7 protein-coding genes are annotated in these 8,346 nt (G+C 46.8%); 6 read left to right on the forward strand and 1 reads right to left on the reverse strand.

From position 1 onward, the window contains the following. Positions 1–66: 66 nt before the first annotated feature. The 5 genes from xdhA (at position 67) to ACJB0T_RS20165 (ending at position 6,751) form a co-directional block, all read left to right on the forward strand. Positions 67–1,512, forward strand: coding sequence for a xanthine dehydrogenase small subunit (xdhA, locus tag ACJB0T_RS20145; protein ID WP_479290437.1), 1,446 nt, complete (start codon positions 67–69; stop codon positions 1,510–1,512). Next, positions 1,505–3,895, forward strand: a complete 2,391-nt coding sequence (gene xdhB, locus ACJB0T_RS20150; RefSeq protein ID WP_479290439.1) for a xanthine dehydrogenase molybdopterin binding subunit — start codon at positions 1,505–1,507, stop codon at positions 3,893–3,895. Before xdhA ends, xdhB begins: the two co-directional genes overlap by 8 nt. A 12-nt stretch (positions 3,896–3,907) precedes the next feature. Continuing rightward, positions 3,908–4,750, forward strand: coding sequence for a xanthine dehydrogenase accessory protein XdhC (xdhC, locus tag ACJB0T_RS20155; RefSeq protein WP_479290441.1), 843 nt, complete (start codon positions 3,908–3,910; stop codon positions 4,748–4,750). Between the two features lie 64 nt (positions 4,751–4,814). After that, positions 4,815–6,149 (forward strand): guanine deaminase, encoded by a 1,335-nt coding sequence (gene guaD / locus ACJB0T_RS20160; RefSeq protein WP_479290443.1) that lies wholly within the window; start codon positions 4,815–4,817, stop codon positions 6,147–6,149. A 239-nt stretch (positions 6,150–6,388) separates the two neighbouring features. Continuing rightward, complete coding sequence (locus ACJB0T_RS20165; protein WP_479290444.1) at positions 6,389–6,751, forward strand: YgiW/YdeI family stress tolerance OB fold protein; 363 nt, start codon at positions 6,389–6,391, stop codon at positions 6,749–6,751. A gap of 13 nt (positions 6,752–6,764) precedes the next feature. Here ACJB0T_RS20165 and ACJB0T_RS20170 read toward each other — a convergent pair whose 3' ends face one another. Then, entirely contained in the window at positions 6,765–7,235 is a 471-nt protein-coding gene (locus ACJB0T_RS20170) for a DMT family transporter (RefSeq protein ID WP_479290446.1), read from the reverse strand. Between the two features lie 101 nt (positions 7,236–7,336). Here ACJB0T_RS20170 and ACJB0T_RS20175 point away from each other — a divergent pair, with 101 nt between their 5' ends. After that, positions 7,337–8,275, forward strand: coding sequence for a 2-dehydropantoate 2-reductase (locus tag ACJB0T_RS20175; RefSeq protein ID WP_479290448.1), 939 nt, complete (start codon positions 7,337–7,339; stop codon positions 8,273–8,275). The last annotated feature ends 71 nt before the right edge of the window (positions 8,276–8,346 follow it).

Genomic DNA, 8,346 nt, shown 5'->3' on the forward strand with positions numbered 1-8,346 from the left:
ATTTGGCCAATTATTGACCCGAAGGTCAGAAAATAATTTCAAGAATACACTGTACAAGGAGGTCTCTTGATTACCTTTTTACTCAATCAAGAAATCAGACAGGAAGTAAATGTCTCCCCAAACATGACGGTGCTAAACTATCTGCGCACTCATGTGAATAAAACAGGCACCAAGGAAGGATGCGGTTCTGGTGACTGCGGTGCATGTACCGTGGTACTCGGTGAGCTCGTCAATGGCAAACTCAAGTATCGCAGCGTTAACTCCTGCCTGACGTTCATTTCTGCTCTTCATGGTAAGCAACTTATCACGGTAGAAGATCTGCAAGCCCGTAATAAGTCACTTCACCCAGTTCAACAAGCCATTGTCGACTTTCACGGATCTCAGTGCGGCTACTGTACGCCTGGATTCATCATGTCGATGTTCGCACTGACTAAGAACAAGCCGAATGCTAACAAAGCCGATGTGATGGAGTCTCTGGCTGGCAACCTCTGCCGCTGCACGGGTTACCGACCTATCGTCGATTCTGCGTTGTCGCTGTGTTCGGAAAAGCAAATCGTTGACCAATTTTCAGAGCTTGAGCGAGCCACCATCGCTAAGCTTGAAAAGATTCAGAACGAAGAAGCAAGCCTTCGTCTTGGACACCTTACCGCATTTTCTCCAAAGAATACTGACGAACTTGCCAAGCTCTACAAGGCACATCCACAAGCCAAGCTGGTTGCTGGCGGAACGGATTTAGCGCTCGAAGTCACTCAATTTCACCGAGAGATAGAAACGCTCATCAGCGTGAACCTTGTAGAAGAGATGAAAGTTTGCCAAGAGACAGAGGACAACCTAGAGATAGGCGCAAACCTTCCAATCAGCGATGCCTATACACTACTAAACAAACACTATCCCGACTTCGGTGAACTGTTGCACCGCTTTGCATCTCTACAAGTTAGAAATCAAGGTACCATCGGTGGCAATATTGCGAACGCTTCTCCTATCGGAGACACACCGCCTCTGCTCATCGCTCTTGATGCAAAAATCCAACTACGTTGCGGTGATGAAACACGCGTTATGCTTATTGAGGACTACTTCATTAGCTACAAAGTCACAGCGCAGCAGCCTAGCGAGTTCATTGAAAAAATCTTTATACCTAAACCATCATCAAGCACATTCCGCGCTTACAAACTCTCGAAACGTCTAGATGACGATATTTCAGCAGTTTGTGGTGCTTTCAGCATTGAAGTGAAAGATAACCATGTCGTGAGTGCTCGTATCGCCTTTGGCGGTATGGCTGCAACACCTAAACGAGCAATATCTTGTGAGCAGACGTTAGTCGGACAGCCTTGGAATGAAGAGACCATTGGTAAGGCAATGGAAGCACTGAGTAACGACTTTGAGCCTCTTTCAGATTTTCGCGCAAGCCAAGCGTACCGAAGCCTCACTGCCGCCAACATGCTCAAACGCTATTACATTGAAACCAATAACACCAACAATCTGATTGAAACGAGGGTAACATCCTATGTCTAATGTGAATCATCAGCAGCTGACTCACGAAGAGATGGTTGCTATCGTCAAACAAGATCTTAAAACAGGTGTTGGTAAGAGTGTTAAGCACGATAGCGCACCAAAGCAAGTGACGGGTGAGGCTGTCTATATCGATGACCGACTTGAGTTCCCAAACCAGCTTCATGTCTACGCGCTACTGAGCACGCAAGCACACGCAAAAATCACTAAGATAGACGTCTCTCCTTGTTATGACATCGCTGGTGTTGCTATTGCGATTACGTCCAAAGACGTGCCAGGACAGCTTGATATTGGCGCTATCCTTCCAGGTGATCCTCTGCTTGCCGATGGCATCGTCGAGTACTATGGTCAGCCTGTCATTGCAGTGGCGGCGAGCGATCTCGAAACTGCAAGAAAAGCCGCGCACGCAGCTATCGTTGAATATGAGCCGCTACCTGCCATTCTGGATGTCAAAGAAGCACTCGCGAAAAAGCATTTCGTGACAGAAAGCCACCAGCAAAAGCGCGGTGACTCCGCCAAAGCACTTGCGAGCGCTAAGCACGTCATCGAGGGTGAAATCGAAATTGGCGGTCAAGAACACTTCTATCTCGAAACACAAGTTAGCAGCGTGATGCCAACCGAAGACGGCGGCATGATTGTTTATACCTCGACGCAAAACCCAACAGAAGTGCAAAAACTGGTCTCTGAGGTACTCGGAGTTGCAATGCACAAAGTGGTGATTGACATGCGCCGCATGGGCGGTGGTTTCGGAGGTAAAGAAACACAAGCGGCTGCTCCGGCTTGTATGGCGGCTGTCATCGCTCATCTGACGGGTCGACCAACCAAGATGCGTCTGCTTCGCAATGAAGATATGACCATGACCGGCAAACGTCACCCATTCTACAACCAATATAAGATTGGCTTTGATGATAACGGTGTGATTCAAGGTGCCGATATTGTTGTCGCGGGTAACTGTGGCTACTCGCCAGATCTATCGAGCTCGATTGTCGACCGTGCCATGTTCCACTCTGACAATGCTTACTACTTAGGTGATGCGACCGTTACCGGACACCGTTGCAAAACCAATACCGCTTCGAACACAGCTTACCGTGGTTTTGGTGGTCCTCAGGGGATGATGACCATTGAACACATCATGGATGAGATCGCCCGCTACCTTAACAAAGACCCGTTAGAAGTTCGCAAAGCCAACTACTACGGCGAAGAGGGTCGAAACGTTACCCACTACTACCAAACAGTGGAAGATAACTTCCTTCCTGAAATCACTGAGCAGTTAGAACAAAGCAGTGATTACCACGCAAGACGTAAAGAAATCGCTGAGTTCAACAAAAACAGTCCGATTTTGAAAAAGGGTTTGTCTATCACGCCCGTCAAATTCGGTATCTCGTTTACCGCCACCTTCCTAAACCAAGCAGGCGCACTTATTCATATCTATACCGATGGCAGTATTCACCTAAACCACGGTGGTACTGAGATGGGGCAAGGTCTGAATATCAAAGTAGCGCAAATCGTTGCAGAGGAGTTTCAAGTAGATGTTGACCGTATCCAAATCACTGCTACCAACACCGACAAGGTGCCGAACACCTCGCCCACGGCGGCCTCATCGGGCGCCGATCTCAACGGTAAAGCCGCACAAAACGCCGCAATAACCATTAAACAGCGTCTGATTGAGTTTGCTTCTTCTCACTTTAAAGTCACCCCTGAAGAAGTGTTGTTTAAAAATGGCATGGTACAAATCCGTGAGCAGATCATGACATTTGCCGACTTTGCACAACTAGCGTGGATGAACCAAATCTCACTATCGAGCACAGGTTTTTATCGTACGCCTAAAATTTACTATGACCATGAAAAAGCACGTGGCCGCCCATTCTATTACTACGCTTACGGCGCGTCGTGTTCAGAAGTCATCATCGATACTCTCACTGGCGAGTACAAAATCTTGCGCGTGGATATCTTGCATGATGTAGGTGCTTCGCTAAACCCAGCCATCGATATTGGTCAGGTAGAAGGCGGCTTCGTTCAAGGTGTGGGGTGGTTGACAACCGAAGAGCTGGTCTGGAATGAGCAAGGACGTTTGATGACGAATGGCCCTGCAAGCTACAAGATCCCAGCCATTGCTGACATGCCGATCGATTTTAGAACGCATCTTCTCGAAAACCGAAGTAACCCTGAAGACACCGTATTCAACTCCAAAGCGGTGGGTGAACCGCCTTTCATGCTAGGCATGTCGGTATGGAGCGCGCTAAAAGACGCTATCTCCTATGTCGCCGTTGATGGTGCGATTCCCAAACTGGATACCCCAGCAACACCAGAGCGTGTGTTAATGGCGGTACAAGCCGTAACACGAGGACAAATCGTTAATACGGCATCCTTCACGGAAACCAATTAACAGGAGGTCACTATGTTTAAGGATAACTGGATTCATGAGCTTGCTAGGCTCGAAGAACAACACGAACCTTGTGTCATGGTGACCGTACTTGAAGATCGCGGCTCCGTGCCGCGAGATGCGGGTACAAAAATGCTCGTAACTCGCGATAACATCATCGCGACCATTGGTGGTGGTCATTTAGAGCATGTCGCCTCTAAAATGGCACGAGAAATGCTTCTTTCTGGAGAGCAAAGCCTCAAAGTAGAAAGGTTTAATTTGGGTGCTCGATTAGGTCAATGCTGCGGTGGTATGGCAACACTCAGCTTTGAACCCATTGGCACTTCGCAAAAGCATTTGGTACTTTTTGGTGCAGGTCATGTGGCAAAAGCACTGGTTCATATTGTCGCTACCCTGCCCTTTAGAGTAACGTGGATTGATGAGCGAGAGGCTGAGTTTCCGGAAACTTTGCCGCAAGGCGTCAACAAGCTCGTGAGCGACGATCCAGTGGGCGAAATCGCGCAGATGCCACCAAACAGCTATTACCTAGTAATGACTCACAATCATCAACTCGACTTTGATCTGGCAAAAGCGATTATCAAGCGCAGTGACAGCGCTTATTTTGGAATGATTGGCTCACTGACTAAGCGCAAGAAGTTTGACTTCCGTTTAGCACAACGTGGCTTTAATCAAGATGAAATCAACACTATGACCTGCCCGATAGGTATCGGATCGGTCACTGGCAAACATCCGGCAGAGATTGCCGTCTCCGTTGCCGGCGAGCTGATTTCGCACTATCAAGGTAACCCTATTGAGCAAAAACGCCCAGCGCACACTCGCCAAGAGCACTCACACCAAGAGCTACACCAAGCAGGCTAAAAAGCCGCGAAAGGATTAAAATAATAATACTGCCTGAGGAATTCAGGTGGAGAAAGGAAGTGTCATGACAACACAACGAAAGGCCTACCGTGCCAGCATTTTACATAGCATTGCTGACCCCAAAGATGTGGGGCTGGAAAACGCATACCAATTTTTTGAAGACGGCATGATCGTCGTAGAAAACGGTCACATCGTCGACATCGGAAGCGCTACCGATATATTGGCCAGACATACCAAGCCAATGAAAATTAAAACCTACAAAGATAAGCTCATCACGTCCGGCTTTATCGATACTCATATCCACTACCCGCAGACGGGAATGATCGCCTCCTATGGTGAGCAGCTTTTAGATTGGCTAGAAAACTACACCTTCCCAGAAGAACGTCGTTTTAAGAACCCTATTTACGCACTCAAAGTCGCCAAGCTTTTCTTGGACGAACTCGCAAGTAACGGTACGACCACAGCGCTCGTCTTTGGCACCGTACACAAAGAATCCGTCGATGTCTTCTTTGGTGAAGCAGAGCGACGTAACCTTCGTATGATTTGCGGCAAGGTATTGATGGACCGTAACGCGCCCGACTACTTAACCGACACGCCAGAGTCAGGCTACCTAGCCTCTAAGGAGCTTATTGAGAAATGGCATAATCGAGGCAGGCTTCACTATGCTGTCACTCCAAGATTCGCTCCTACTAGTACTCCAGAGCAGCTCGCAATGGTGGGTAAACTTCTCGAGGAATACCCAGATGTTTACATGCATACCCACCTTTCTGAAAACAAAAAGGAAATTGAGTGGGTTCTCGATCTATTCCCAGAGCGAGAAAGCTATCTAGACGTTTACGACCACTACGGTCTGCTTCATAAACGCTCGGTATTCGCCCATGGCATTCATCTTTCAGATTGTGAATGCCAACGTCTAGCCGACACGGAATCTGCAATTGCCTTCTGTCCAACATCCAATTTGTTTCTCGGCTCTGGTTTATTCAAACTCAATAAAATGGAAGACAAAGGGATCAGAGTCGGCATGGGAACCGACGTAGGCGCAGGAACAAGCTTCTCTATATTACAAACTATGAGTGAAGCCTATAAGATCATGCAGTTGCAGCAGGAAAAACTACACCCTATTAAATCTTTATATCTCGCAACACTCGGTGGCGCGAAAGCCCTGCACCTTGAAGACAAAATTGGTAACTTAGAAGTAGGCAAAGAAGCAGATTTCGTCGTTCTCGATTTGCATGCTACACAGTTAATGCGCTTTAGAATGAACCAAGCAACGACGCTGGAAGAAAAACTGTTTGTATTGATGAGTCTTGGTGATGACCGAACCGTTTGTGAAACATATATCTATGGCGACCTTGCCTATGATGCCAAAGGTGAACGTGACAAGCGATTGGTAAGCTAAGGGCAGACAACTGCACTACAACAAACAATCGTCCCATCACTAGCCCCTTGCCTGCAAAGGCAAGGGGCTTTTTAAGCGCATACCAAACCTCAATCACTACTCCAAGTCCAAAAAAACAAACTTTTTTCAACTTTTTTCGAATATGAACGAATTCTGAATATTCGTTTCAAGGTTAGTTAATCTAGACAAGCGCATACTGACATCGTCAACTAAACAAAGATGTCCTAATTGAGGTTATTATGAAAAAAGTTATCATCGCTACAGCACTTATCCTAACGTCTGGTTTCGCAGCAGCTAAATCTATGCCTGCTCAAGGCGGTTTTAACGGACCTGCTCTTGGCGCACAAACGACTGTTGCTCAAGCACTAGAAGCAAAAGACGACACGGCCGTTCAAATTACCGGCAACATTACCCAATCGATTGGTGATGAAGAGTATCAATTCACCGACGGTCAAAACACTATTGTGATTGAAATCGATAACGATGACTGGCGCGGTGTTGATGTAACACCAAACGACAAAGTGATTATTTCTGGTCGTGTAGACAAAGATGCATTTGAAGACGCTAAAATTGATGTAAAACGTGTTGCTATTGCGGGTTAGTCGTTACTGAAATTCAACTGTCTTTATTGGGGTGATAAGCAACCAAAATTACTCCAAGTACTATCAATATCGCCCCACCGATCCGCTGGGGCGATAGTTCTATTTTGGGATAACCCAAAAGTCCATACTGGTCATAAAAAAGTGACGCCGTCACCTGACCACAAACAATCGCTATCGCCAATGCCAACGCACCTAACTTAGGCGCTAGGTAGATTGACATCGCTATATTAAACGCCCCTAAAAATCCCCCGAGCCAAGCCCACCATGGCAAAGTTTTTAGTGTTCCATTTGGAAACCAAGGCTTCCCTTCTAGCATAACTAATGTACCTAGCACCAGTGTGCCAATAACGAATGAGATAAACGCTGCCTGAAGCGGTGACCCTAATCCAGTACGAAGCTGCGCATTGACACCGGCTTGTGAGGCTAACGTCGTCCCAACCACAACGCTGAGCAAAACAAGAATCACACCAGTAAAGTTTGCCACTGTTCATTTCCTTATCAATGTACTCTTTCAAGCGTAGCACTTCATTCCCAACTATTTTCATGTACAGTAATACGAGCACAATTTGAAAATAGGGACATAAGATGAGTAAAAAGGTATTTGCAGTCATTGGGACAGGCGCAATAGGTGGTTATTACGGTGCACGACTCCATCATGGCGGTCACAATGTGCATTTCCTTTTTAATAGCGACTACCAACATGTTTGTGATAACGGATTAAGAGTCGACTCTCACTACGGTGACTACTCCATCACCGCCAGCGATATCAATGCTTACGACAAGTCAGCAGATATGCCTAAAGCCGATGTTATTCTCGTCGCACTAAAAACCACTCAAAATCACCTGCTCGAAGCCCTCATTCGCCCTCTATTAAAACCAGACACCTTAGTCATGTTGCTACAAAATGGTATTGGCGCGGAGCAAGAAGTGGCAAGGACATTTAATCTCCCCTACGTCGGTGGTGGCTTGTGCTTTATCTGTTCAAATAAAGTCGCACCTGGGCACATAGACCACATCGATTACGGCCGCGTTACCGTCGGCGTATACGGCGAGAATGGAATTACCCCGCTGGAATCGTTCGCTAAAGACCTAACCAGTAGCGGTGTTGAGGTGGATATCGACCTAAAGATAATGGATGCACGCTGGAAGAAACTTCTTTGGAATGTACCCTTTAATGGCTTATCAACCGTCCTCGATTCCGATACAGCACAAATAATGGACTGCCCAGAACTCGTCAACCTATCAAAAGACATAATGATAGAAGTACAGCAAGCCGCTCAAACGACCGATACTGAAATCCCAAGCTCACTCATCGATACCATGCTAAGTAATACCGCCAAGATGAAGCCGTATTTAACCAGTATGTTATTAGACAGGCGCAATGGCCGCGAGCTTGAACTGCAATATATGTACAAGAATGCGATTGAGCTTGCTACACAAGGGGGCGTCTGTATGCCAAAGACAGCAGCGCTTTTTGAGCAATTGTGCTTTATTAACAAACGTATCGTCTCCGCAAATCAATAACCCACCTCTGATAACGTATCAAGTAGGGTGAGGCGTTACCGCCTCATCCCTCTTACAGAACCGTACGTACG

Source organism: Vibrio sp. CB1-5 (assembly GCF_059412285.1).

Bases quoted from the DNA above. Each gene is read 5' to 3' on its own strand.
- xdhB (WP_479290439.1), top strand. From the start codon at position 1,505: ATGTCTAATGTGAATCATCAGCAGCTGACTCACGAAGAGATGGTTGCT.
- xdhC (WP_479290441.1), top strand. From the start codon at position 3,908: ATGTTTAAGGATAACTGGATTCATGAGCTTGCTAGGCTCGAAGAACAA.
- guaD (WP_479290443.1), top strand. From the start codon at position 4,815: ATGACAACACAACGAAAGGCCTACCGTGCCAGCATTTTACATAGCATT.
- ACJB0T_RS20165 (WP_479290444.1), top strand. From the start codon at position 6,389: ATGAAAAAAGTTATCATCGCTACAGCACTTATCCTAACGTCTGGTTTC.
- ACJB0T_RS20175 (WP_479290448.1), top strand. From the start codon at position 7,337: ATGAGTAAAAAGGTATTTGCAGTCATTGGGACAGGCGCAATAGGTGGT.